Raw genomic sequence first — 23,514 nt, 5'->3', positions numbered from 1 at the left:
CGTTGCGGTCTCGATCGGGCGTGCGTCGGCGACACTGGGTGTAGCAGTGCGCCGTGGGGGGTCGTGATCGGAGGCCGTCGTGAGCACACCTTCCCCCGTCCGGATGGCTGCCGTGCTGTCCACCGAACATCGTGGCCGGCTGATGGCTCAGGCCCGTGAGGTCAATTTCTCCGAAGGCGCGCGGATCTTCGACGAAGGGTCCGCGGCGGAGTCCTTCTGGATCGTCCGCTCCGGCACGGTGACCCTGCAGATCCCCTCGTCCGGCCGCCGGCCCACCCCCGTGGAGAACCTCGGCCCCGGTGAGCTGGTGGGCTGGTCGTGGCTGTTCCCGCCGTACGTGTGGCAGCTGAGCGCCGAGGCGATGACGCCGGTGCGGGCGTACGAGTTCGACGCCACGAACGTGCGGATGCTCATGGACGCCGATCCCGCTTTCGGGTCTGCGATCGGCCACTGGGTCGGGCGGGTGCTGGCCATTCGGCTGCACCAGACCCGCACCCGTCTCCTCGACCTCTACGCCCCGCGCGCCGCGGCGACCTGGGGAGTTTCGTCAAAGTAGCGCCGGCCGCCGCAGCAGCACCCCGGCCGGGACGGCGGCGGAGACCACGGCCAGGGCCGCGCAGGCGCCGGCCGTCGCGCCGAGGGCGTCCCACGGGATCACCATGCCGCTGCGGACGCCCAGCAGGCCCAGGGCGGCCCGGATCCCGGCCAGGTTCAGGACGGCGACGAGGCCGCCCATGACCGCTCCGGCGAGGACGACCGTCAGGGACTCCCCCGCGACCAGCCGCAGCACCTGCCACCGCGTGGCGCCCGCCAGCCGCAGCGCGGCGAACTCCCCGGCCCGCTCGGAGGTGGCCATGACCAGGGTGTTGGCGAGCCCGATACCCGTGTAGAGCAGGGCGATGCCGAGGACGAGCAGCAGACCCATCCGGGTGGTGCGCTTGGTCTCGGGGTATTCGGCCGCCACCCACTGGTCCTTGGTGAGGACGCGTCCCCCGGCCTGCCGGGCGGCCTCGGCCAGGGCGGAGCCGACGGCGGCGGCGTCCGCGCCCGGGGCGAGCCGTACGTCGATCCGGTCCACTCGCGCGCCGGGAGCGTTGGCCGGGGTGATGTAGGCCCCGTTGTTCCCGGTGCCGATGCTCATGACGGCGGCGATCCGCAGCGGTTTGCGGCTGCCGTCGCCGAGCCGGACGTCGACGGTGGATCCGACGGTGTGCCGCTCCCATTCCTCGGTGACGATGACGGAGTTGTCGTCGAGGTCGGCCACCCGGCCCGCGGTGACGGGCAGTTCGGTGGTCCGGGCGAGGGCGGCCGGGTCGACGGCGCGGGCGTCGGAGCGGATCAGTGCCACGCCCTCCTCCACCACGTGGACGGCGGTCGGGGCACTTGCCGAGACCTCGGTCGCGGGTACGGCCCGCACCCGCTCGACGGCGGTGGGGTCGAAGCCGCCCGCACCGCCGGTGAGCACGAAGTCGGCAGTGGTGTGCTGCCTGGTTTCCGCGGCCCTGGCCTCGTTCAGGGTGGCGGTGGTGCCGAGCAGGGATCCGGCCAGGGCGACCGTGACCAGGACGGGCGCGGCGATGGCCGCCGTACGGCGGATGCCCGCCGCCGCGTTCTCCCGGATCAGCATCCCGCCGGCCCCCGGCAGGAGGGCCGGGAGCCAGCCCATGAGCCGGACCAGTGGCCGGACCAGCACCGGGGCCAGCAGCGCGAAGGCGACGATCAGCAGCATCGGGCGGCTGATGTAGGTCTTGCGGTGGAGCAGGTCGGACGGATCGGCGAGCAGCGCGTAGGCCAGGGTGCCGAGGGCGGTCAGCAGCAGCCCGGCGCCGGAGGTCCAGCGGGCCGCGGTCATGATCCGCGTCTCGACGGCGGCTTCGCGCAACGCCTCGACGGGGCCGACCCGGCCGGCCCGCCAGGAGGCGGCGACGACTCCGGCCATGCAGACGAACAGGCCGGTCCAGAAGGCGAGGTGGAAGGGCCAGGTGGCGTCGCCGATGGCGAACCAGTGCGGTGCGATCCCGGCCTCCACCGTGTACGCGGCGAGTACGGGTGCCCCGTACGCCCCGAGGACGCAGCCGGCCGCCGAGGCCACCGCTCCGAGGAGCAGCGCCTCGGCGAACACGGTGCGGCGGATCTGCCGCGGGGTGGCTCCGGCGGTGCGCAGCAGGGCGAACTCCTTGCGGCGCTGGGCGACGGCGAAGGCGAAGGTGGAGGCGACGACGAACACGGAGACGAAGGCGGTGATCCCGCCGGACGTGCCGAGCATGGCGTTGACGGCGAGCAGGGCTTCGCTGTCGCGCTCCGGGTCGGGGTCGGCGAAGCGGCGGTCGCGGTCGGTGAGGACCCGGACCGAGGTGTCCTGCCCGACGGCGGCCCGTACGGCGGCCGGGTCCGCGGCGACGACGAGCTGGTCGACGACGGGAGAGATCCGGGCGGCGCGGGCGTCGGTCCAGAAGACGGCGTCCTCGAAGCCGCGTCCGCCGCCGGGAGGTGCGAGGGTGCCGACGACGATGGCGGGACCGCGGTCGGTGGTCAGCCGGTCGCCGGGCCGGGCCCAGCCGGTGGTGACGACCTCTGCGTCGGACTGCGGGGGGCGGCCCGCGGCGAGGGTGTACGGGGCGAAGGCGGCGACCGACCACGGGTGGCCGACCAGCTTCTTCGGTCCGCCGTCCGCGCGGACCGGGAAGGAGCGGTCCTCGGTGGTGGGGCCGAGGGCGGCCATCCTCCGGGCGGTTTCGGGGGCGACGGGCTGCGGGTGCGCGAGCTTCCCGGTGCGTTCGCCGTGCTCGGTCGGGACGCGCAGGGTGTCGTTGCCCTTGACGACGACCGGCGCCTGGGCGAATCGTTCCGGCTGGCGTTGCGGGCCCTCCAGGGTGGCGGCGAGGCCGAGGCCCATGGTGGCGATCAGGCCGACGCCGAGGGCGAGTGCGGTGAAGCTTCCGACGAAGGTGACCCAGCGGGTGTGCAGGGTGCGCAGGGCGAGGCTCAGCACGGCGCGGCCTCCAGCTGCGTCATGTGCGCGGCGATGTCCTGGGCACCCGCCCCGGTCAGTTCGCCGCTCGGCCGGCCGTCGGCGAGGAAGACGACGCGGTCGGCGTAGGAGGCGGCCACCGGATCGTGGGTGACCATGACGACCGTCTGGCGCTCGGTGTCGACCATGGTCCGGAGCAGGGTGAGCACCTCACGGCCGGTGGTGGAGTCCAGGGCTCCCGTGGGCTCGTCCCCGAAGAGCACCTCGGGGCGGGTGATCAGGGCGCGGGCCAGGGCCACGCGCTGCTGCTGGCCGCCGGACAGTTCGGTGGGCCGGTGCCGGGCCCGGTCGCCCAGGCCCACCCGGGCCAGGACCTCGCGGACCTCGGCCTTGGCGGGGCGGCGGCCCGCCAGGCGCAGCGGCAGGGCGACGTTTTGCTCGGCGGTGAGGGCGGGCAGCAGGTTGAAGGCCTGGAAGACGAAGCCGATCCGGTCCCGGCGCAGCAGGGTCAGCCGGGTCTCGCCGAGCCCGGTGAGGTCGGTGCCGCCGATGGTCACGGTGCCGGAGGTGGGGCGGTCGAGCCCTGCCGCGCAGTGCAGCAGGGTGGATTTGCCGGAGCCGGAGGGGCCCATGACGGCGGTGAAGGTGCCCTGGGGGAAGTCGAGGGATACCCGGTCGAGGGCGGTGACGGCCTGGTCGCCGGCGCCGTACACCCTGCTGAGGTCTCTGAGTTGGATCGCGTCGTGTGCCATGCCTCCACCCAACCCGGGCGGGCGGCTCGGCACAGCGGGTCCAGACCGAGTCCTGGGGGTAGGGCCGGCCCTACCCCGCCGACGCCGCCTTGAGGGGTCCCAGAGCCGCTGCGGGCACCTTTCGCAAAGGTTTCAGGCGTGTCTCCCGGTCGGTGTTCGGCCGTTTCGGCGGCCCGCTCCCGCACAGGTCAGCCCCGGTCGCACCGCTGCGGTCTGCAGTCATCCGTACACGATAGGTGACGAAAAATGGGTGTCCGAACGGGCGTTCACGGCCCGTGTGAGCAAGACTCTGTCCGCTATCCGAAACAACAACCCAAGGGAGTGTTCGAAATGCGGTCCATCACCAGGGGTCTCGGGCTCGGTTCCGCCGCCATGGCGCTTACCGCGCTCACTGCGCTGGCCTGGCCCGGAGTGGCCGGAGCCGCTCCTTCCGGCACGGCAAGCCTGTACGCCCCGTCCGCGCTCGTGCTCGGGGTGACCGCCGGAGACGACACCGAGGCCGGTACGGTGCTGCGCGCGGTGACGCTGGTATGCGCGCCGACGCCGAGCGGCACGCACCCGAACCCGGTCGGCGCGTGCGCCGAGTTACGCGCGAACGCGGCCCGGATGGACGTCCTCGCGGCGCCCGGGCCCGACGCCGCCTGCACCAAGGAGTGGAACCCCATGACCGTGACGGCCGACGGAGTGTGGCAGGGCCGTCGGCTGACCTACGACCACACCTTCGGCAACCCGTGCGGTCTGCGCAGCGCCAACGGTGTCCTGTTCAACTTCTGACGCCCGCCCAGCGCGTGCGACGACCGGCCGGGCGGCACGCCGACAGCCGCCCGGCCGGGCTCGCCGCGCGGGGGTCAGCCCAGTTCGAGGCTGGTGACCCCGTAGATCCCGGGCAGTTCGAGCTCGGGGGCCGGGCCGGTGTACATCCTGGCGGTCTCGAAGGTCGGGACCAGCCCGAGGCCCTTGAGCAGGGCGACGGCCTCCGGGTTCGCGTCCGGGGCGTCCACGGAGACCAGACCGCCGGACGCCTGCTCCGCGAGCCGCCGCAGCAGAGTGGCCGCGACGCCGGGGGTGGCCGCGTACAGGGGGCCGATCCGGGAGGCTCCGCTGCACGGCCGGATGACGCCGATCCCCTCGATCCGGCCGTCCCGGACGGCCGCCAGCGCCGTCCGGCCGGGCAGAGCGGTCCAGGCGGAGAGGAAGGCGTCGCGCGCCTCCGGGAAGAACCGGCGGTCGTAGGCGGCGAGTTGTCCGAAGGGCAGCGCGGCCGCGTCCACCACCTCGACGCCGTCGGCACCGGCCGCCGCTCCGTGCGGAACACCTTCGTGGCGGACGTTGTTCCAGGCCGGACGGAAGCCGGACTTACGGTAGTTGTCCTGCTGCTCGACGACCCCGTCCAGCCCGATGAGCCGCCCGCCCAGCCGCTCCATCGCTGCGTGCCAGAGCCTGATGCCGTATCCCTGGCCGCGAAACGCGGGGCGGGTGATGTAGAAGCCGATGAACCCGAAGCCTGCGCCGTAGCGGACCGCCGAGACGCAGGCCACCGGCTCGCCGTCGAGCCGGCCGACGAGGAAGCCCTCCGGGTCGGCGACCGCGAAGGCGAACCGGTCCGTGTCCCCCGGGTTCCAGCCCTCCTCGTCGGCCCAGCCCCGGATCATGTCCATGTCGGCGGCGCTCGCGCCGGTGATCTCGAATCCCGTCATGCCCGGTGTTGTACCAGATGCGTGAGGGACGCGCCCGGGGGCAGCGGGGCCTGACCGGTCGTCAGGAGCGCTGCGAACACCGCGCGGTCGGCTTCCCGATGGAGGTCGCTGACCTGCCCGTCGCCCACTTCGACCACCCGCCACGCCCCGTCCGCGCGCAGCGCGAGGTCCGTGGTCACGAAGGGACAGCCCAGGGCCTCGACGGCCGCACGGACCGGCTCCAGCTCCGGCGCCCCGGCCTCGGCGACCGGGCTGTCGGGGTGGGCGGTGACCAGCCGGGGCACCCCGTCCCGCCACCACACGCGTACCTCGGCGGCCGCCGCCTCGGGCGCGACGAAGGACTCGAAGGCCCTCAGGACCACCCCGCCCGCCAGGAACTCGTCCTGGAGCTCGACGAAGCGGCTCACCACGCGGTGCAGGGCCGCCGAGTCGGCCAGATCGGGCACGTAACAGGCCTCGTCCCACTCGTGCTTGCGGGACTTCACGTAGTCCTTGACGACGGCGGGCCCCGGTGGGAGGTCCGCCGCGAGCGCGGTGAGCCGCGCCGGTTCCGGGCTCTGCCCCGGCCGCGCCGGAAGCCAGCCGCTGACCGGGGTGAGCCCGGCGAACGCCTCGTACCAGCCGGGCAGTTCGTGGGCCCGGCGGTACGCCTGGGGGGTGACGACGAGTTCGCCGCCGCGCCGGCGCAGAGCCCGGTCAAGCTCGGCATACCGGCCGGAGGGGATCATCCAGCCCCGGTACCAGACGGCTCCCGACCCGGCGGGCACGCGCGCGACGGCCCGCTCGGCGTCCCCGGCGAGCAGCGCGTCGTGGTCGAGGAGCAGCACCGTGCCGCCGCCCTCGCGAACCTGCCGGGCCTCCGCCGCGAAGTGGGCGTCGACCCGGCGCTCGTTCAGCGGGTCGCGGCAGTACAGGACGGCCGTGGTGGCGGGTGTGGTCGTCGCGGGCATGGCCCCACCCTACGGACGGCGCCGTGGATCACCGTACGGTTTTCAGCCCGCGCAAATCACGTCGTCGAGCCGGATGGGCTCGGAGTCGAGGCGTACGTAGGCGGTGAAGGTATCGGTCTCTCCGGACTCCCAGTGGGTGGTGACGGTGGCCCAGCCGACGGCGGCCGACTGGGCGACGGTGACCGGGCCGATGGCGATGGCCATCGGTTCGTTCTGCCCGCAGAGGAGCACGTCGACGTCCGGGGTCTCCTTCTGTCTGTCCTTGAGCACCTGCGAGACGCGGCTCTCGCGGTCCTGGTGGGAGGGGCCGTGATCGCCGTAGAAACCGGCGAGGAAGCGGCCGATCGCGTCAGCGGTGTGCATCGGCGGGGCCGGGACGGCCGCCTGGACGGCCGCCGGCGCGGCGAGAGCGGGTACGGGCGACAGGGCCGCCGGCGCCAGCAGGGTCAGCAGCAGGGCGCCAAGGCTGTACGGCTTGAGCTTCATGCCGGGTTTGTACCCGCCCGTGGGTGCCGGGGGGAGGGGCGCGGCCCGGATCTCACCCCAGTGGAGGGCGGGATTCACCGCAGGAACGTCGGCGGAGGGCGCAGAGGGATGGCAGACGGGTGAACGTGGAGGGAGAAATGCGGTCGCGGCCGCGGGGGACCCCTACGTAGGGTCGGCGTATGGGGAAGCCGCTCGTCGCAGTGTTCAGTGGGGCCGGGATGTCCACCGATTCCGGGATCCCGGACTACCGGGGGCCGCAGGGCCTGTGGCGGCGTGAGCCCGACGCCGAGAAGCTCGTGACCTACGCGTATTACATGGCCGATCCGGAGATCCGGCGCCGGTCCTGGCTGATGCGCGCCGAGCTCGGGGCGCTCGGGGCGCGGCCCAACGCCGCGCACCTGGCCGTGGCGGAGCTGGAGCGCGGCGGCACCCCGGTGCGGGTGATCACGCAGAACGTGGACGGGCTGCACCAGCTCGCCGGGATGCCCGCGCGCAAGGTGTTCGAGCTGCACGGCACCACCCGGTCGGTGGTGTGCACCGCCTGCCACGCCCGGTCGGGCATGGACGAGGCGCTGGCCCGGGTCGCCGCCGGGGAACCGGATCCCGCGTGCCTGCGGTGCGGCGGGATCCTCAAGGCGGCGACCGTGATGTTCGGCGAACGGCTCGACCCGCACGTGCTCGGGCAGGCGATGGCCGTGGCCAAGGGGTGCCAGGTCTTCATCGCCGTCGGGTCGACGCTCCAGGTGCAGCCCGCCGCCTCCTTGGCCGGGATGGCGGCGGAGGCCGGGGCCCGGCTGATCATCGTCAACGCCGAGGAGACCCCGTACGACGCGCTCGCCGACGAGGTGGTGCGCGAGCCGATCGGAACCGCCTTGCCGGCGCTCCTGGCCCGGATCACCGCCGACCGCTGAACGGGAGATTGGGGCCTAGCCCGAGAACCCGTCGGCCGCCCGGCGCATTTCTGCCACGTCCAGCTTCTTCATCTTCATCATGGCGCCGGTGGCCCGGGCGGCCCGCTCCGGGTCCGGGTCGCTGACCAGGTCGATGGCACCGGGCGGGATGACCTGCCAGGACACCCCGAACCTGTCCTTGACCCAGCCGCAGGCGGACTCCTGGCCGTCCTTGGTCAGGGCGTCGTAGTAGTAGTCCGCCTCGGGCTCGTCGGCGCAGTGGATCTGGAAGGAGATCGCCTCGGTGAAGGGGAACTGCGGTCCGCCGTTGAGACCGATGAACTTCTGCCCGTTGATCTCGAACTCGACGATCATCACCGAGCCCGCCTGCCCGGGGCCCGCATCCGTGTAGCGGCCGATCCGGCCGATCTTGCCGTCCTTGAAGACGGACAGGTAGTAGTCGGCGGCCGCTTCCGCGTCGCCGTCGAACCACAGACACGTGGTGAAACCGTTGCCGCTCATCTCTGCCTCCAGGCCGGTGTGTGGACGGTGGTTACCGTTCACCACATACAGACCGGCCCCGGACCCGAATTTCATCGGTGGGCCCGGGGCCGGTCTGTGTTCGGCCGGGATTTCGCTCGTACGGCCTACTTCGCGGGCTGCGCGCCCATCGCGAGCATGCGGTCGACGACACGCTCGGTGGCGTGGCCGTCGTCCAGGTCGCAGAACTCGTCGCGGAACGCGGCCCGCGCCTGCGCGTACTGCTCCCCGATGGTGTCCGCGTTCCGGACGGCCTCGATCAGGCTCGCCGAGTCCGCCAGCAGCGGGCCGGGCGCCTTCTCCTCCAGGTCGAAGTTGAAGCCGCGCAGGGTGCCCTTGTAGTGCTCCAGGTCGTACGTGAAGAGCAGGATCGGCCGGTCGGTGAGCGCGAAGTCGAAGAGCGCGGAGGAGTAGTCCGAGATCAGCACGTCGGCGACGAGCAGCAGGTCGGCTGCGTCGGGCCAGCGGGAGACGTCGACGACGAAGCCGTCGCGGACGCCTTCGCGGACCTGCTCGCCCACGTGGTGGTGGCCGCGGACCAGCAAGACGTGGTCCTCGCCCAGCTCGCGGCGGGCGTGCTCCAGGTCGATCCGCAGGTCGAGCTTGTAGCCGCCGGACCAGCCCTCGCAGTTCTCGCGCCAGGTGGGCATGTAGAGGACGACCTTCTTGCCCTCCGGCAGGCCGAGCCGCCGCCGGACCTCGGCGATCCGCTCCGCGTCGGGCCGTACGAGGGCGTCCGTACGCGGGCTGCCGGCCTCGATGACCTCGCCGTCGTAGCCGAGGGCGCGCTTGAGGAGGGGCGTCGCGTACGAGCTCGGGGAGGCCAGCAGGGACCACTGGGCACTGTCGTGCGCCAGCCCCTCCAGGATCTCGGGGCTCGTGTAGTAGTCGTGGACGAAGTCATGGCCGATCTGCTTGATCGGCGTGCCGTGCCAGGTCTGGACGACGACCTGACCGGCGCGGCGCTCGAAGCGCATCGGCACGTTGTCGTTGGTCACGTAGTAGCGGGCGCGGGCCAGCAGCTCCCAGGACTCGACGCTGCCGTACTGCACGGCGCGCGCGGTCGCCGGGACCTCGGCACGGCCGTCGCGGACCAGCCAGATGTGCTCCAGCTTCTCGCCGCGGCGCAGCAGTTCCTCGTGGATGGCGCGGGGGGAGTCCCCGGCGCCGTTCCCCTGGAAGGTGTCGTAGACGACGACGTCCTTGACAGGCAGGGCGCGCTGCGCCGGGTAGGTCTCGAAACGGGCCACGCGCTGGGCGTAGCGGGAGCGGTCGTGCGGGCTGAGCAGCGGGTCGGCGACCAGCACCATGCGGTCGTAGAAACGGGTCTCGACCCGCATCCGGCGGCCGTGCGTGGTGAAGGGGTGCGGTCCGGCGACGAGCAGGCCGGGGCCCATCTGCACGGGGGCTCCGCGGTCGACGCCGAGGAGGCCGGCGGTGGTTCCGCCCTGGGCGGCCGGCCGCAGCGTGGGCCACCAGCGGCCTTCGGGAAGCGTGGTGCGGCCGGCGTAGGGCTCGGGGAGCACGGGCTCGAAGGTGGTCTCGAAGCCGTCGCCGTCTCGAGTGACGGGGTAGCTGAACTCCACGCCGTGCGCGTTGTGCAGGACGAGCTCGTACGGCTCGTCGGTGGGCGCCGTGAACCGGCCGCGCAGGGTGACCGTGCCGTCCTTGGTCTCGACGGTGTCGACCAGCGGCGGCGAGGGCTGCACGGAGAGGGTCAGGTGTCCGGTGTTGCCGCGCTTGGCGAAGAGGGCACGGCCCGCGTCCTCGCCGGGCAGCGGAAGGACCAGGCCGTTGAAACCGCCGCGCTCGTCGTGGGCCACGCGGTGCTCGGTGCCGTCGGCGCCGAGTACGGACAGGCTCCACGGCTCCGGCATCCACTCACCGGGCTCGCACGGGGCGTCCGGTACGGCGGCCAGCTCGGCCAGCGGCACACGGGCGGTGAACGGGATCCGGCCGGCGCCCGCCTCGGCGGTCTCCAGCGGGAAGGTGAGGACGGTGCCGGTGCTGACGTGGACGGCCTGCAGGGTGGCGGCTCCGCCGAGCTCGGCGGAGAGTTCGCCGGTGATCAGGACGGCGTCGTCACCGGCGGGGCGTACGTCCAGGGCGCGGGCGCGGACGATCTCCACCTGGATGGTGAGGGAGCCGGAGACGGCCGGCACGATCCGGACGTCCGGGGCCACCCAGTGCGCGGGCGGGTTCTGGCCGGTGTCGTTCTCTCCGCCCTTGAGGCGGGCGCGGTGCAGGCCGCCGGCCCCGGTGACGGCGACGGAGGTGGTCCATATCCCCTCGCGCCAGGTGCCGCCCGACTGGAAGATCGACGGGTCGACGACGGCGGTGAAGCCGGCCCAGTCGGCGTGCTTCAGGGCGAGGTGCGGCGCGTTCACGGTGGCCATCGGGGAGGCGACCGTACGGGTGCTGACGACGGAGCGGCGGCGCTTGCCGCCCTCGCGGAACACCAGCATCTTGCGGGAGCCGAGGCGGCTCTCGGCGCCGAGGTGGCCGGGCACGGCGTAGCCGCGCAGGAGCAGCTTGCCGTCGGCCCAGGCCGCCTGCTCCAGGCGGCTGACGACGCGGCGCTCGCGCGGGCCGAGGGTGAGGATCTTGGCGGGGACCGGCGGACGGCCCTGCAGGAAGGGGTAGTCCGCCTGCGGGCGGGCGATTCCCTTGACGGGCACGCTGTAGTGGTAGTCGCGCTGGTGGTCCTGGAGGGCGATGAAGTCCTCGACTCGGCCTTCGCTCGCCAGGAACGCCTTGAGTCGGTCGGCGACGGTCAGGTCGGACCAGGGGCCGGTGCCGATCTCCCGGACGAGGCCCCCGACCTCCTTGACGAACGCGGCACGGAAGTCGGGCCCGCCTTCACCGACGTACTTGTAGATGAGCGGGAGTTCCTCGCTCAGTACGTTGTAGTCGTAGTCGCGCAGGTAACGGACGTACTTGGCGCCCTGCTTGGCCTTGAGGGACTCGCGCACCAGGCGGACGGACTTCACGCGGTCGATGAGGGAGACGGGGTCGGTGGAGCGCTGGGTGATGGAGCGCTCGCCGGTCTCGCGGACGCGCCAGTGGTAGACGCAGTCGCTGATGATGTCGACGCTGGAGGCGAAGTAGTGCGCGGGGATGCTGACCGGGGCGTCCTCGTAGAGGATGCCCTCCGGGTACTGGAAACCGTGCTCGTCCCAGAAGGTGCGCCGGTAGACCTTGTTCCACGCGGTGCGGTCGGTGACCAGCGCCGGGAACTTCGAGATGTGGGTCTTCAGCTGCGTCCTGGCGAAGGCGGCCCGGTGGCCCCAGGACTGCTGCATGCCGACGGAGCGGAAGCGCTTCACGTTGCCGCCGGCGAAGTCCGAGCCCGTCTCGTCGAGGGCGTCGATCAGCCGCTGGTAGGCGTAGTCCGGCATGGTGTCGTCGCTGTCGACGAACGCCAGGTACTCGCTGTCCTTGTGGGCGTGCCGGGCGCCGACGTTGCGTGCGGCGCCGAGACCGGCGTTCTCCTGCATCACGACCCGGAAGCGCTTGTCCCGCGCCGCGAAGGCCTTGGCGATGACGGCGCTGGTGTCCGTGGACCCGTCATCCACGAGGATGGCCTCGAAGTCGCCGAAGGTCTGAGCGGCGATGGATTCCAGGCACTCGTCGAGGTAGAGCTCGACGTTGTAGACGGGGACGACGATGCTCAGGCGCGGGGGCATGGGTGGCGGGTTCTCCAGCGTTTTGTGCTTTATCGATGATCAGCTGCTCACAGCATCCTACTAGGTAGCAGAATCATGAACTCCTCCCTTATCGGGCATACCACGGCTGATCGCCGGGGCGGACGGCAAAGATTTAAGCCGCCCGCCACCTCGACGACGCGGTCCTGGGTCAGACCTCCAGCTCGGCCTCGATCTTCTTCAGCTGGTGGCGGGCCATCGCGAGGTTGGCCCGGCCCCTGTCCAGGGCGAGGTAGAGGAAGAAGCCGGAGGTGCCCCGGCCCTTCAGCAGCCGGATCAGGTGGTACTGGCTGCCCAAGGTGATGAGGATGTCCTCGATGTCGTCGTTGAGGCCGAGCATCTCCATCGTGCGGACCTTGGCGCGGACCACGTCCGTGTTGCCGGCCGCGGCGACCGCGAGGTCGAGGTCCTTCCCGCCGCCGACGGTCCCGAGGGCCATGCCGCTGCCGTAGTCGACCAGGGCGGCGCCGAGCGCGCCGTCGATGGTGGTGGTGGCTTCCTTGAGCGTGGTCTCGACGTTTGCCATGAGGGGTTCCTCTTTCTTCTTTCGCTTTTTCACTTCGCCGTGGCGGTGCTGGTTACGGTTCAGTCGGTTGGCGTCGTGCCTGGTCAGGCGGGCGGAGCGGGCGGCAGGGGGGGAAGGGGCGGAACGCCGTTGCCCCGTCGGCCGAGGGTGTGGTCGATGAGTTCGGCTATGCGCAGACTGGAGCGCCGGGCCTCCAGGTGGAGCCGCCCGACATTGACGCGCGGCTCCGCGGTCAGGGTGAGGACGGCGGCCTCGCCCGACGCGTAGGTGGCCACGTAGCCGTGCTCGCCGCGCACCAGCAGTTCGCGGAATCCGCCCTGGCCGGTGCTGTCGCTCAGCCGCTGGGCGACCCCGAGGGCGGCCGCGGTCAGTGCCGCGACCGTCTCGGCCTCGGTGGCGGCGCTGTCCTGGGCGAGTACGAGGCCGTCGGCGCTCGCCGCGAGGGCACCGGTGAGCTGGGGCACCCGGGCCCGCAGCCTGCGCAGCTCGGCGAGTATCTCGGCCTCTGCCTCGGGCGGCACCGTGCTCATGTCGGCCTTTCTCCTCTCGGGCTGCCTCCGCTCGGAGCGGTCGGCGCGCAGGGCCGGTCGCAGCGGGAGCCTCACAGGCTTGCCTCCAGTGCGTCGCGTAACCGGCGGAGCAGCGCCACGTCCGGGGATTGGGCCTGGGTCATCCAGTCGGGCAGGGGGTCCGCGACCGGCGGTGCGGCCGGGGTGTGCGGGGTCTCGACCAGTCCGGCCGCCGCCAGGCGCCGTACGTCGAGCAGTGTGTGGAAGGCGGGCCGGCCGAGCACCCACGCGAGGTCCGCCGGGGTGCGTACGCCGTCCGCGTGGTGCAGCAGCATCCGCTGCCGGGCGGTGACCGTCTGGCCGGGGGCGGCCGGCCTCGGTACGACCGGGGAGGTGTCCAGCAGGGGGTACGGCCAGACCGCGTCGAGCAGTTCCCGGCGGCGCCGGGTCTCCCGCTCCACGGCGGCGGCCGGGACGGAGCGGACGGAGCCGATCCAGTGGGTGGCCCCGCGGCGGAACCGGGAGGGGCCGCTGCCCGGGGAGAGCGCGAAGAAGGCGGCGTCGAAGATGGCGGCGAGGTGGCAGATCTCCAGCTCCCCGCCCGCGAGACCGCCGCTGTCGACGAGGAAGCGGGCGACCTGGCGGCGTGCGCCGGCCCGGTCCACGGCCTCGCGCCAGCGCTCGGGGGCGAGGCCGCCGCCGGTGGTGAGCAGTACGTCGAGGCCGGGTGTGGCCGGGCTCTCGGCGTGCACGATGCGGCCGTTCTCCAGGAAGAGGGTGCCACGGTCGCGTAACAGGGCGCCGGTGGCGTGTTCGGCGGCTAGCCGGGTGAGGAGCGGGGAGACGGCGACGGTGGCGGTCGGTGCGGTGGTGGAGGCGGTGGCCGGGGTGGTCATCTGAGCACCAGTCCCTCGGCGAGGGCGCGGAGCCTGTGGCGTGCCAGGGCGAGATTGCCGTCGGCCCGGTCGAGCCACAGGTGCAGGAAGACGCTGCTGTCGAAGCTCGTCTCGACGAAGCGCAGCACGTGGTAGCCGGTGCGGGTGGTGACGATCAGGTCCTCGACGGGCGGGCCGGCGGACGTCCGGCCGGACCCGTCATCGGGTATCCGCTCCGGCTCCGCCGGGGCGAAGGACTCGTACTCGGCGGCCGCGCGGGCCAGCTCGGCGGTCTCCGCGGCGGTGGTCTCGTGGTCGCCCACGGGCGACTCCCCCGCGGTGCCGAGGGCCAGTCCGCTGCTCCAGTCGACCAGCGCGGCCCCCCGCGCACCAGGCAGGGCCATGGCTTCGAGCAGGCATTCGTCGATCCCGGGCACGCGGGCTCCCCTCCCGGCCGGACGTGCGGGGTGCACGGTCGTACGGCGCGACAGGAGGGAACTTACTCAACTTCCACAGTACGAAAGGGCGTTCTGGCATTTTCCGCTGGAACATGCACGGTAGGGCATGAGAGCTTGGCCGGAACCCGTCGACTTTTGATCACGAAGCAAGCGGAAGATCGTCCGCGAGCCGGAACGAGCCGCCCTCGCGCTGCACATAGCCCTCATGGCTGAGGGTACGCAGCAAGTGGTAGACGGTGGGCAACGGAATGCCGGTGAGCCGCGCGAGGCGCTTCGCCGTCACCCCGCCTTCCGCGTACATCGCTTCCAGAAGGCGCAGCGCGCGCTGCACGGAACCGATCAGGGTGGGCGTGCTGTCCTTCTGGCTGTGGTGCTCGGTTCCCATGAGTGGTCCCCCTGCTCCGGTACGAGGCCTGGCGGACCCATCAAAGTCGCTCATCAGCCGCAAAACCAGCTGACTCGCGTAAACCTGAGCATAAGATCACCGCATCTCGGCCCCGGCGGGGGGCGGGCAGGGCCTGCCACCCATCAGCCCGCGGGCCGCTCCGGGAGGAGGCGCTCGGCCATGGTCTCGATGAGGGCCTCCACCGGATAGGCCTCCAGCAGCGTCGGAACGGTCAGGTCGTCCACGATGAGGCCCAGCATCGCGAGGTGGAGCAGCACCACCCCCTGCCGGTCCCCCGGCAGGCCCGACTCCAGGTGCCAGGTGACGTCGGCCTCCAGCCCCGCGCCCTGGAAATTGGCCAGTTCTGCCTGGAGTTCGGGGCGCCGGGTGCCCTCAAGCCTTAGCTCCAGCATCGCGATGTGCACGCTGCGCTCGCGCCGCATCCGCTCCAGGAGCCGGCCGAGCAGCATCTCGGTGTCCAGCGGAGCCGTCAGGTCGGCCGGGTCCGGGACCAGCCGCTCCCGGGTGCGGCGGAGGATCTGCACGAGCAGCTGGGCCCGGTTGGCGAAGTAGTTCGAGGCGGTACCCGTCGGCACGCCCGCCTCGGCGTCCACAGCGCGCAGCGTCAGGCCGCGGGAGCCGTCGCGCGCCAGGACTTCGATGGCGGCGTCGAGCAGTGCGGCACGGCGCTGCGGATTCTGGCGCATGCGCAGGTCCCTCCGGTCGTCGCTGGTGGGCGGAGCGTCGCTGCGGTCACGGTGAGCGGCGGTGAGCGGCGGTGAGCGGGGAGCGGGGAGCGGCGGTGAGCACTGCAAGTGCAGTGATCCGCCCACGGTAGCGGATGCGCACACAGATCCGGATGCGGCCGGTCGGGGCCCTCCCCACCGCCCCCTCCCCCGTGTCAGGCTGCCCGTCATGGAGCGGATCGTCGAGGAGATACGCGAGGACCTGGCCCGCCGGATCGCCGTGGCGGCGGACCGGCTCGCCGAGCGGACGCTGGCCGAGGATCCCGCGTACGCCGCACTGCTCGGCCGGGCCGAGCTGCGCGAGCGGATCCACCACACCCTCCGTCAGACCGTCGAAGGCTTGGTCCGCAGCTCCCGAGGCCTGCCGCCGGAGCTCGCCGACGCCCGGGCCGCCGGCACGCTCAGGGCCGAGCAGGGGCTGCCGCTCGACTCGCTGCTGCGCACCTACCGCAGCGGCGGGCGGCTGCTCTGGGCGGCCCTCACCGAGTCCGTGACCTCGCACGACCGGGCGGCGCTGCCCCGCCTGCTGGCGGGCGCGACCACGCTGTGGGACGTACTGGACCAGATGACGGACGCCGTGTCCGAGTCCTACCGGCAGGCGCAGGCCGCCCGCACCGACCGCGACCGGGAGCGCCGCGCGGTCCTGCTGGACGTCCTGCTCGACGGGGCGGGCGGCGCGGGCGGCGCGGCCACCGCTGGGGGCACGGCCGGCCCGGACGGTCCCGCCGCCCCGGAGGCCGCGGCGCGGTTGGGTCTGCCCGAGCGCGGCCGCTTCGCGGTGGTCGTGGTGGCCGCGGATGGTTCCGGCCGGGCGGCGGAGAGAGCCGGTGCGGTGGCCGGGGAATTGCGCGTGCTGTGGCGGATCCGTGCCGACGCGGAGATCGGCCTGGTGGAGCTGGGCCATCATCCGCTGGAGTCCGTACGGGAACTGCTCGCGCCGCTCGCGGTGCGCGCCGGGGTCAGCCCGCTCGTGGAGACCCCGGCCGAATTGGCCCGGGCGCACCGGCTGGCCGCCCTCGCCCTGCGTACCGCCCCGGAGTCCGGCGGCCCGCGCACCGCCCTGCTGGACGAAGGGTTGCCGGCGGCTCTGGTCGCGGGCCATGCCGAACTCGCCGGGCGGCTGCGGCAGGTGGTGCTGGGCCCGGTGCTGGCCCTGCCCGTGGAGGACCGCCGGCTGCTGCTGACCACGCTGGGCACGTGGCTGGCCTGTCAGGGCTCGACGACGTCCGCCGCGCAGCGGCTGTACTGCCATCGCAACACCGTCTCGAACCGGCTTCGCCGCGTCGAGCAGCTGACGGGCCGCTCCCTGTCGGACCCGCGGCACGTGGTGGAACTGGCGCTCGCGCACGCGGCGGTGGTCCAGCGGGCCGCTCCGAGGTGAACAATGATCACTTGGGAGCGACCGGGGCGGCCGGGGCGGCCGTGGACTTCGCCGACTCCAGCAGGTACGGCACGTCGATCACCGCGACCCCCGGGGTGAACAGCAGCCGCGCCTTCAGCCGCAGGGCGTTCTGGTTGTGGAGGGGCTGCTCCCACCAGTGGCCGACCACGTACTCCGGGATCACCACCGACAGCACGTCGGTCGAGCTGTCCGCCGCCAGTTCCTCGATGTGGGCCAGGACCGGGCGCACCACCTCGCGGTACGGAGAGTGCAGGATCTTCAACGGGAGGCCCGGGTCGTGCTCGGCCCAGTCCGCGCGGAGCCGGGCCGCCGCCGCCTCGTCCGCCGCGACCGTGACCGCCGTCAGCGTGTCGGGGCGCAGGCCCTGCGCGTAGCCGAGGGCCTTCAGGGTCGGCGCGTGCACGGCGGCGACCAGGACCAGTACGTGGTGGCGGGCGGGCTTGCGCGGCTTCGCGCCGGGGGCGACGGCGACCTCCTGGGCGACCTGGTCGTAATGGCGGCGTACGCCCTTCATGCCGAGGAAGAGCAGCGGCATGGCGATGACGACCAGCCATGCGCCGTGCGTGAACTTGGTGATCAGGACGATGACCAGGACCAGCGCGGTCAGGGTGGCGCCGACCGCGTTGATGGCGAGCCGGCGGTGGATGTGCACCCGCTCCTCGCGCGGGGTGGCGGGCGAGGCCAGCTCTCCGCGCCAGTGCCGGACCATGCCCGCCTGGGAGAGGGTGAACGAGACGAAGACGCCGATGATGTAGAGCTGGATGAGACGGGTCAGTTCGGCGTCGAACGCGACGATCAGGGCGATGGCGGCGAGCGCGAGGAGCACCACGCCGTTGGAGTAGACGAGCCGGTCGCCCCGGTTGAAGAGCTGGCGCGGCGCGTACCGGTCCTTGGCCAGGATCGAGGCGAGCATGGGGAAGCCGTTGAAGGCGGTGTTCGCGGCGAGGACCAGCACTCCGGCGGTGACGGCCTGCAGCAGGTAGAAGAGGAAGTGCCAGCTGCCGAAGGTGGCGCGGCCGATCTGGGCGAGGGCGGTGGAGGTCGCGGTGCCGGGGGGTAGTCCCAGTTCGGTGGGGTCGGCCGCGACGTGCACCTCGTACGTCATGGCGAGCGCGGTGATGCCCATGAACATGGTCGCCGAGAGCACGCCCATCGCGGCGAGGGTGGTCGCCGCGTTCTTGGCCTTGGGTTTCCGGAAGGCGGGGACGCCGTTGCTGATCGCCTCCACGCCGGTGAGGGCGGTACAGCCTGAGGCGAAGGCGCGCATCCCGAGGAGCACGAGCGCGAGGCCGGTGTAGGTGCCGGCCGCGGTGATCGGCAGGTGGGCGGACTCGGCGCGGATGGTGTCGCCGGTCGCCAGCCGGACGGCGGCGCAGGCGAACATGAGGTAGATGACGAGGACGAAGCCGTAGGTGGGGATGGCGAACACGCGCCCCGATTCGCGTACGCCGCGCAGGTTCATCAGGGTCAGCAGCACCACGAACCCCACGGACAGCGCGACCTCGTGGTCGTCGAGGGCGGGGATGGCCGAGGTGATCGCGGAGACGCCCGAGACCACGGAGACCGCGACGGTCATCACGTAGTCGACGAGCAGGGCGCTGGCTGCGGTCAGGGCAGCGGTCGGGCCGAGGTTCTCGGAGCTGACCACGTAGGCGCCGCCGCCTCCGGGGTAGGCGTGGCAGGTCTGCCGGTAGGAGGCGACGACCACCACGAGGAGGAAGACGATGGCGGCGGCCGCGTACCAGGTGAGGTGGAGCAGCGCGACGCCGCCGAGGGCGAGGATCAGCAGGATCTCCTCGGTGGCGTAGGCCACCGAGGAGAGCGGGTCGCTGCAGAAGATCGGCAGGGCGAGCCGTTTGGGCAGCAGGGTCTCGCCCAGCCGTGCGGTGTCGAGGGGTTCACCGACCAGCACGCGTTTCGCATGGATACGCCTCATGGAGGAATGATCGTGCACGTTTTGCACCAGTCATCCCCTTTGCCGCCTGTGTCACCCGGCGAGCTCCACCGCCCGCTGCGCCAGCCACAGGTCGTGCCGGGCGCTCGGCGACTGGAGCAGGGAGCGTTCCAGTAGCGCCTCCACACGGGACAGGCGCTTGCGCGCACCCGGCACGGAAATGCCCAGCGCCCCTGCGGCCGGGACGAGTTGGGCGTCGTGCGCCAGCCACACGCGGACGGTCTCGCGGGCGCCGGGCGGAGCGTCCGGTCCCGTCAGCGGGCCCAGATGGTTACGGGCCCAGGCGGTCAGGCGCGGATCGCGCAGCACCTCGTCGAGGTCGGGGGCGGCCGCCGGGCCCCCGCCCGGCCCTTCCCCCGGCGCCCCGCCCGGGGTCAGCCGCAGCGCCAGCGACAGAGCTGCCTGGTCCGCAAGGGAGGCGAGCTCCAGGCCGAGCAGCGCCTCGACCAGGCGCAGCCTCGCGGCCAGGGTGTTGCGGTGGATCTTCAGCAGCCGGGTCGCGTGCGAGGTGAAGTTCAGCCAGGCGTGGGCGGTGGCCCGCAGTTCCTGCGCCCCGGGGTCCTGGGGGCGCCGGGGCTCGTGGGCGTGCAGGGGTGCCAGCAGGGCCTCCGCCCAGCCGGTCCCGGCTCCGTGGGCGGCGAGCGCCAGTTCGGGGCCCGGCCCGAAGCGGGCGTGGCGTTCGCCCCGGCCGCGGGCGACCGCCAGGGCGTGGAAGGCCTGGGTGTAGGCGGCGGGGGCCTCGCGCAGGCTCAGCTCCCCGCTGACTCCGACCGCGCAGTCCGGGGCCACCCCCACCAGCGCCCCGGCCAGGGGGTCGTGGTCGGCCGCAGCCGCAGCCAGGTCGGCCGGGACGAGCACGATGAGGTGGCGTACGTACACCGGGCAGCGCACGATCCAGGCCCGGCCGCCCGTCAGCTCCCCGCACAACCGGGCCACTTCGCCGCGCCGGCCGGTCCGGCATTCCACGACGTACATCCGCATCGGCTCGGGCAGCGAGGGTCCCAGCGCCCCGGCGATCTGGTGGGCGGTGGAGAGCCTGCCGTTCATCAGCAGGTGCAGCACCGCCTCCCGGGCCCGCGACTCGGCGAGCCCGGCCCGCTCCTCCCGCCTCGCGGCATCCTCGGCGCGCAGTACGAGGGCCAGCGGTACGGCGGCGTCCGCGAGCAGCGTGGCCGCACCGGGGTGGTGCGGCTGCTCCAGTACGGCGGCCAGCGCGCGCCCGCCGTCCAGCGCGAACAGCAGCGTCGCGGAGCCGCCCTGGTGCAGGACGGCCGACCGTACGCCGCGCGCGCTCATTTCGGCGGCGCCCCGCACCGCGGACTCGGGCCCCCGCTCCCGCCCCTGTTCGCCGGCGTCCACCACACCGGCCCACCCGCCCAGGCGGGCGGCGAGCCACTCCAGCAGAGCGGCCGAGCCCCCGGTGTGGGCGAGCCGGTGGACCTTGAGGATGTCGTCGGACCGGGGCACGGCCGCATTCAACCATCCACCGCACACTGTGCGCAGTGATACCCGTCTCGCCCCGTCACTGGGCGCAGCGAACCCTGCGCACGGCTCCTCACCCGCATAGGTTGGGCGACGAGCGGCTGGATCCCGGCGCGGCGCAATTCGTTGGGCGCGGGGGAAGCACCGGGGTCCGCCGTCGCTCACATCCTGGCGGCCGCGCTGCGGATGGCCTCCCGGATGCGGAAGTACGTTCCGCAGCGGCAGATGTTGGCGATGGAATCGATGTCCTCGTCCGTGGGCTCGCTGGTCCGCTTGAGCAGGGCGACGGCCGCCATGATCTGGCCCGGCTGGCAGAAACCGCACTGGGCGACGTCCTGTTCGAGCCAGGCCTCCTGCACCGGATGGAGTTCGTCCCCGTTCGCCAAGCCCTCGATGGTGGTCACCGACTTGCCCGCGCAGGCGGAGACGGGCACCACGCACGGCCGGATGTCGGAGCCGTCGAGATGACTGGTACAGGCCTTGCAGACGTCCACACCGCAGCCGTACTTGGGGCCGTTGACCCCGAGCATGTCGCGGAGCACCCACAGCAGGGGCAGGTCGTCGGGTGCGTCCACGGTGACGCTCCGCCCGTTGACGGTGAAGGTGTGGGAGGGCACGGCGTACTCCTGGCTCGGGAACTGTCGGGGACTGTCGCGGGGGTCCGGGGCCGCCCGGGGGCCGTCGCGGACCGGCGGGCATCAGCGGGGGTACGGGGTGAAGTCGACGTCGAAGTCGAGGGGGAAGCTGCGCGGCTTGGAACCGGTGGCCCGCGCCCAGGCGTTGGCGATCGCGCCGACGGCCGCGGGCACCCCGAGCTCGCCCGCACCACCGGGCTCCTCTCCCGTGGCCGGCAGTACGTGGACCCGTACGTCACGCGGGGTGTCACGCTGCTGCGCCCAGTGGAACTGACTGTAACTGCCCTCCATCGGCAGCCCCTTGTCGAGGTGCAGGCCGGCCCGCAGGGTGGTGGAGATGGCGTCGGTGAGACCGCCGATCATCTGTGCCTCCAGCCCGCGCGGGTTGACGGGCAGGCCCACGTCCACGGCGATGACCGCCTTGGTGACGCGGACGTGTTCCGGGTCGCGGGTGTCGATCTCGACGAGGCAGGCGGTTCGGGACTTGTACTCCTCGTGGAAGGCGATGCCCTGCGCGCATCCGGCGGGCATCGGCCGCCCCCACTGTCCTTCCGCGGCCGCCTTGTCGAGCACGGCGCGCTGGGCGTCGGTCTTCAGGAAGATACGGCGGAAGCGGTACGGGTCCTTGCCGGTGGCCGCCGCGAGTTCGTCGACCACGATCTCCTCGGCCCCACGGGTGTTGGCGGAGTACACCGAGCGCCAGGAGCCTGTGGGTATGCCGGTCGGCACCTCGGTGAGGGCCTGGGTGGTGAGTCCGAAGTGGTACGGGGACTTCACCGTCGTCAGGAAGAGGGTCTGGGCCAGGGTCGCGTTGCCGATGCCCAGCGGCAGGCTCGCGGCGGTGGCGGTGATGATCTCGCCGAGCCCGTGCCGGAAGTCGGTCTCGGCGGCCGCGACCCGGTGCTCGAAGCTGAGCACCTCGCCCAGGAGGTGGGTGGCTCTGATCTTGTGGTGGGTGGCGGGGCGCATCCGGCCGTGCCGGGTGTCGTCCACACGGGTCCACATCAGCTTGACGGGGCGGCGGCAGGCCTTGGATATCCGGGCGGCCTCCAGCGCGGCGTCGAAGAAGAGCCGCCGGCCGAAGGAACCGCCGGCCTGGACGACGTGCACCTTCACCTTGTCCAGCGGCAGACCGAGGTCGGCGGCGATGGTCTCGCGGGCCACGATGGGGGACTTCAGCCCGGACCATATCTCCGCGCGGTCCTCGCGCACGTCGGCGACGGCGGAGTTGGTCTCCATCGGGGCGTGGCTGACGAACGCGAAGTCGAACTCGGCGTCCACGTGCGGGGTCAGCAGCGGCGGCACCAGCAGCGGCGGGGTCGCGGCGCGCAGCTTCGTACGGATCTGCGCGTCGGACAGCGCGTCGGCCGGGCCGGGGCCCCAGGTGACCTGGAGGGCGGCCTTGGCGTTCAGGGCCTGGCCGAAGGTCTCGGCGACGACGGCGACCCCGGTCGGGACGCTCACCACGTGCAGGACGCCGGGCATGGCCTGGACGGCGGCGGTGTTGGCGACGGACTTCACGCTGCCGCCGAGGGTGGGCGGGCGGCGCACCACGCAGGGCTTGGCGCCGGGCACGTCGAGGTCGAGGGTGTAGCGCTGGGCCCCGGTGACCATGGCGCGGGCGTCGACGCGGCTGGTCGGCCGCCCCACGAGGGTGTGTTTCGCGGTCTTCTTCGGGGTGGCGCCGGGGACGGTCAGGCCGGGGTCGGCCGCGGCCGCGGCGAGGGAGCCGTAGCCGGCGGTGCGGCCGTCGGGGGCGCGGACCGCTCCGGTCGCGGTGGTCAGCGTGGCCGCGGAGAGGCCCCAGCGGCGGGCGGCGGCCGCGACGAGGCGGGCCCGGGCGGTGGCGGCGCACTGCCGGACGGGCCCGTAGAGGGAGCGGATGGAGTTGGAGGAGCCGGTGAGCTGGTTGAAGACCAACTCGGGCCGTGCGTCGTCCAGTTCCACGCGTACGGAGGTCAAGGGCGCGTCGAGTTCCTCCGCGACCAGCATGGCCACGGCGGTGGTGAGGCCCTGGCCGACCTCCTCGCGCGGCAGCCGGAACCGGATGGTCCCGTCCGCCTCGACGGCGAGCGCCAGCAGGGCGGAGGTGGGCGCACCGGCCAGGATGAACAGGTCACCGAGGTCGATGACATCGGCGATGGCGGGCAGGCTCGGCACGACGGCGTGGGCGGGCTGCGGGGCCAGCGCGTCGGTGCCGGCGCGGGTGACGAGGGCGAGGGTCGGCGCCGCGACGAGGTAGGTGAGGAAGGAGCGGCGGCTCTGCCCCGCCGGGTGGTTCTGCCCGGTCATGTCTTGTGTCCCCACCCTGCACGGATCCGCCGGAGCGGACCTTCCCGGCTCATTACCGACACGTAGGGTAGCGATCGACGGGTGGGGTGGGAAGCCGTGGGTCACCACCCGGGTTCATTCGTTCGGGGTACCGCGGCGGGGCCGCCGATCCGTGCCGTACGGCGCGGGGCGCCTCGTACACCTCGGTCGTACGAGCGATCCGGCCCGCACGCGAGGCCGGTTTCCGGCCGCGGGTTCCTGCCCGGTTCGGGCCGCCGGAC

General features: G+C 72.9%; 20 protein-coding genes and 1 pseudogene. 4 read left to right on the top strand and 17 right to left on the bottom strand.

The genetic code is table 11. From position 1 onward, the window contains the following. Positions 1-79 precede the first annotated feature (79 nt). The gene (locus tag AB0D48_RS10685; RefSeq protein WP_362393384.1) at positions 80-556 is read left to right on the top strand and encodes a cyclic nucleotide-binding domain-containing protein; all 477 of its coding nucleotides are present in this window, start codon (positions 80-82) and stop codon (positions 554-556) included. Here the strand turns inward: AB0D48_RS10685 and AB0D48_RS10680 are convergent. Together AB0D48_RS10680 and AB0D48_RS10675 are read right to left on the bottom strand one after the other, a co-directional pair. Next, the gene (locus tag AB0D48_RS10680) at positions 548-2,992 is read right to left on the bottom strand and encodes an ABC transporter permease (protein ID WP_362393381.1); all 2,445 of its coding nucleotides are present in this window, start codon (positions 2,990-2,992) and stop codon (positions 548-550) included. The genes AB0D48_RS10685 and AB0D48_RS10680 overlap by 9 nt on opposite strands. After that, the gene (locus tag AB0D48_RS10675; RefSeq protein ID WP_362393378.1) at positions 2,986-3,723 is read right to left on the bottom strand and encodes an ABC transporter ATP-binding protein; all 738 of its coding nucleotides are present in this window, start codon (positions 3,721-3,723) and stop codon (positions 2,986-2,988) included. The genes AB0D48_RS10680 and AB0D48_RS10675 overlap by 7 nt, the downstream gene beginning before the upstream one ends. Positions 3,724-4,053: 330 nt before the next feature. On the opposite strand from AB0D48_RS10675, the gene AB0D48_RS10670 reads away from it, so the two are divergent. Beyond that, positions 4,054-4,497, top strand: a complete 444-nt coding sequence (locus AB0D48_RS10670; protein WP_362393375.1) for a subtilase-type protease inhibitor — start codon at positions 4,054-4,056, stop codon at positions 4,495-4,497. A gap of 74 nt (positions 4,498-4,571) precedes the next feature. Here AB0D48_RS10670 and AB0D48_RS10665 read toward each other — a convergent pair whose 3' ends face one another. The 3 genes from AB0D48_RS10665 to AB0D48_RS10655 are packed head-to-tail and all read right to left on the bottom strand — an operon-like array spanning position 4,572 to position 6,856. Beyond that, positions 4,572-5,420 (bottom strand): GNAT family N-acetyltransferase, encoded by an 849-nt coding sequence (locus tag AB0D48_RS10665; protein WP_362393372.1) that lies wholly within the window; start codon positions 5,418-5,420, stop codon positions 4,572-4,574. Beyond that, entirely contained in the window at positions 5,417-6,370 is a 954-nt protein-coding gene (locus AB0D48_RS10660) for an ATP-grasp domain-containing protein (protein WP_362393369.1), read from the bottom strand. Before AB0D48_RS10660 ends, AB0D48_RS10665 begins: the two co-directional genes overlap by 4 nt. Before the next feature lie 42 nt (positions 6,371-6,412). Continuing rightward, positions 6,413-6,856 carry a hypothetical protein gene (locus tag AB0D48_RS10655; RefSeq protein WP_362393366.1) on the bottom strand — a complete coding sequence of 148 codons (444 nt, stop codon included), beginning with the start codon at positions 6,854-6,856 and terminating at the stop codon, positions 6,413-6,415. A gap of 179 nt (positions 6,857-7,035) precedes the next feature. On the opposite strand from AB0D48_RS10655, the gene AB0D48_RS10650 reads away from it, so the two are divergent. Beyond that, positions 7,036-7,767 carry a Sir2 family NAD-dependent protein deacetylase gene (locus tag AB0D48_RS10650; RefSeq protein WP_362393363.1) on the top strand — a complete coding sequence of 244 codons (732 nt, stop codon included), beginning with the start codon at positions 7,036-7,038 and terminating at the stop codon, positions 7,765-7,767. 15 nt (positions 7,768-7,782) lie between these two features. Here the strand turns inward: AB0D48_RS10650 and AB0D48_RS10645 are convergent, their stop codons facing one another. From AB0D48_RS10645 to AB0D48_RS10610, 8 genes and pseudogenes are all read right to left on the bottom strand, one after another. Then, complete coding sequence (locus tag AB0D48_RS10645) at positions 7,783-8,268, bottom strand: VOC family protein (protein WP_362393360.1); 486 nt, start codon at positions 8,266-8,268, stop codon at positions 7,783-7,785. A 125-nt stretch (positions 8,269-8,393) separates the two neighbouring features. After that, positions 8,394-11,972: a bifunctional glycosyltransferase family 2 protein/CDP-glycerol:glycerophosphate glycerophosphotransferase gene (locus AB0D48_RS10640; protein ID WP_362393357.1), complete on the bottom strand. Its 3,579-nt coding sequence runs from the start codon at positions 11,970-11,972 to the stop codon at positions 8,394-8,396. Positions 11,973-12,141: 169 nt separating this feature from the next. Then, positions 12,142-12,516, bottom strand: coding sequence for a hypothetical protein (locus AB0D48_RS10635; protein WP_362393355.1), 375 nt, complete (start codon positions 12,514-12,516; stop codon positions 12,142-12,144). 83 nt (positions 12,517-12,599) lie between these two features. After that, a complete protein-coding gene (locus AB0D48_RS10630) occupies positions 12,600-13,037 on the bottom strand; it encodes a roadblock/LC7 domain-containing protein (protein ID WP_362393769.1) in 438 nt (145 codons plus the stop codon). Between the two features lie 80 nt (positions 13,038-13,117). Then, complete coding sequence (locus AB0D48_RS10625; RefSeq protein WP_362393352.1) at positions 13,118-13,921, bottom strand: transcriptional regulator; 804 nt, start codon at positions 13,919-13,921, stop codon at positions 13,118-13,120. Next, entirely contained in the window at positions 13,918-14,337 is a 420-nt protein-coding gene (locus AB0D48_RS10620; protein WP_362393349.1) for a hypothetical protein, read from the bottom strand. Before AB0D48_RS10620 ends, AB0D48_RS10625 begins: the two co-directional genes overlap by 4 nt. Positions 14,338-14,518: 181 nt before the next feature. Continuing rightward, a pseudogene (locus AB0D48_RS10615) lies at positions 14,519-14,743 on the bottom strand (helix-turn-helix domain-containing protein); the annotation flags it as partial. A gap of 143 nt (positions 14,744-14,886) precedes the next feature. Further along, complete coding sequence (locus AB0D48_RS10610; RefSeq protein ID WP_362393346.1) at positions 14,887-15,450, bottom strand: TetR family transcriptional regulator; 564 nt, start codon at positions 15,448-15,450, stop codon at positions 14,887-14,889. 208 nt (positions 15,451-15,658) lie between these two features. Between AB0D48_RS10610 and AB0D48_RS10605 the strand changes: the two genes are divergently transcribed. Continuing rightward, the gene (locus tag AB0D48_RS10605) at positions 15,659-16,870 is read left to right on the top strand and encodes a helix-turn-helix domain-containing protein (RefSeq protein WP_362393343.1); all 1,212 of its coding nucleotides are present in this window, start codon (positions 15,659-15,661) and stop codon (positions 16,868-16,870) included. Positions 16,871-16,877: 7 nt separating this feature from the next. On the opposite strand, the gene AB0D48_RS10600 is transcribed toward AB0D48_RS10605, so the two are convergent. From AB0D48_RS10600 to AB0D48_RS10585, 4 genes are all read right to left on the bottom strand, one after another. Then, complete coding sequence (locus AB0D48_RS10600) at positions 16,878-18,827, bottom strand: APC family permease (RefSeq protein ID WP_362393340.1); 1,950 nt, start codon at positions 18,825-18,827, stop codon at positions 16,878-16,880. A gap of 51 nt (positions 18,828-18,878) precedes the next feature. Then, on the bottom strand, positions 18,879-20,312 hold the full coding sequence (locus AB0D48_RS10595; protein WP_362393337.1) for a helix-turn-helix domain-containing protein: 1,434 nt from the start codon (positions 20,310-20,312) through the stop codon (positions 18,879-18,881). Positions 20,313-20,488: 176 nt separating this feature from the next. Beyond that, positions 20,489-20,944 (bottom strand): (2Fe-2S)-binding protein, encoded by a 456-nt coding sequence (locus AB0D48_RS10590; protein ID WP_362393334.1) that lies wholly within the window; start codon positions 20,942-20,944, stop codon positions 20,489-20,491. 81 nt (positions 20,945-21,025) lie between these two features. Beyond that, positions 21,026-23,254, bottom strand: coding sequence for a molybdopterin cofactor-binding domain-containing protein (locus AB0D48_RS10585; RefSeq protein ID WP_362393331.1), 2,229 nt, complete (start codon positions 23,252-23,254; stop codon positions 21,026-21,028). Positions 23,255-23,514: the final 260 nt, after the last annotated feature.

The sequence above is a fragment of the Streptomyces sp. NPDC048269 genome (assembly GCF_040652395.1).
GTDB lineage: Bacteria > Actinomycetota > Actinomycetes > Streptomycetales > Streptomycetaceae > Streptomyces.
This window is presented reverse-complemented; position numbering and strand designations above follow the sequence as displayed.

What these genes read in the sequence shown, in the direction of transcription:
- AB0D48_RS10675 (WP_362393378.1), bottom strand. Translation starts at nt 3,723, where the DNA reads ATGGCACACGACGCGATCCAACTCAGAGACCTCAGCAGGGTGTACGGC.
- AB0D48_RS10670 (WP_362393375.1), top strand. Translation starts at nt 4,054, where the DNA reads ATGCGGTCCATCACCAGGGGTCTCGGGCTCGGTTCCGCCGCCATGGCG.
- AB0D48_RS10665 (WP_362393372.1), bottom strand. Translation starts at nt 5,420, where the DNA reads ATGACGGGATTCGAGATCACCGGCGCGAGCGCCGCCGACATGGACATG.
- AB0D48_RS10660 (WP_362393369.1), bottom strand. Translation starts at nt 6,370, where the DNA reads ATGCCCGCGACGACCACACCCGCCACCACGGCCGTCCTGTACTGCCGC.
- AB0D48_RS10655 (WP_362393366.1), bottom strand. Translation starts at nt 6,856, where the DNA reads ATGAAGCTCAAGCCGTACAGCCTTGGCGCCCTGCTGCTGACCCTGCTG.
- AB0D48_RS10650 (WP_362393363.1), top strand. Translation starts at nt 7,036, where the DNA reads ATGGGGAAGCCGCTCGTCGCAGTGTTCAGTGGGGCCGGGATGTCCACC.
- AB0D48_RS10645 (WP_362393360.1), bottom strand. Translation starts at nt 8,268, where the DNA reads ATGAGCGGCAACGGTTTCACCACGTGTCTGTGGTTCGACGGCGACGCG.
- AB0D48_RS10640 (WP_362393357.1), bottom strand. Translation starts at nt 11,972, where the DNA reads ATGCCCCCGCGCCTGAGCATCGTCGTCCCCGTCTACAACGTCGAGCTC.
- AB0D48_RS10635 (WP_362393355.1), bottom strand. Translation starts at nt 12,516, where the DNA reads ATGGCAAACGTCGAGACCACGCTCAAGGAAGCCACCACCACCATCGAC.
- AB0D48_RS10625 (WP_362393352.1), bottom strand. Translation starts at nt 13,921, where the DNA reads ATGACCACCCCGGCCACCGCCTCCACCACCGCACCGACCGCCACCGTC.
- AB0D48_RS10610 (WP_362393346.1), bottom strand. Translation starts at nt 15,450, where the DNA reads ATGCGCCAGAATCCGCAGCGCCGTGCCGCACTGCTCGACGCCGCCATC.
- AB0D48_RS10605 (WP_362393343.1), top strand. Translation starts at nt 15,659, where the DNA reads ATGGAGCGGATCGTCGAGGAGATACGCGAGGACCTGGCCCGCCGGATC.
- AB0D48_RS10600 (WP_362393340.1), bottom strand. Translation starts at nt 18,827, where the DNA reads ATGAGGCGTATCCATGCGAAACGCGTGCTGGTCGGTGAACCCCTCGAC.
- AB0D48_RS10585 (WP_362393331.1), bottom strand. Translation starts at nt 23,254, where the DNA reads ATGACCGGGCAGAACCACCCGGCGGGGCAGAGCCGCCGCTCCTTCCTC.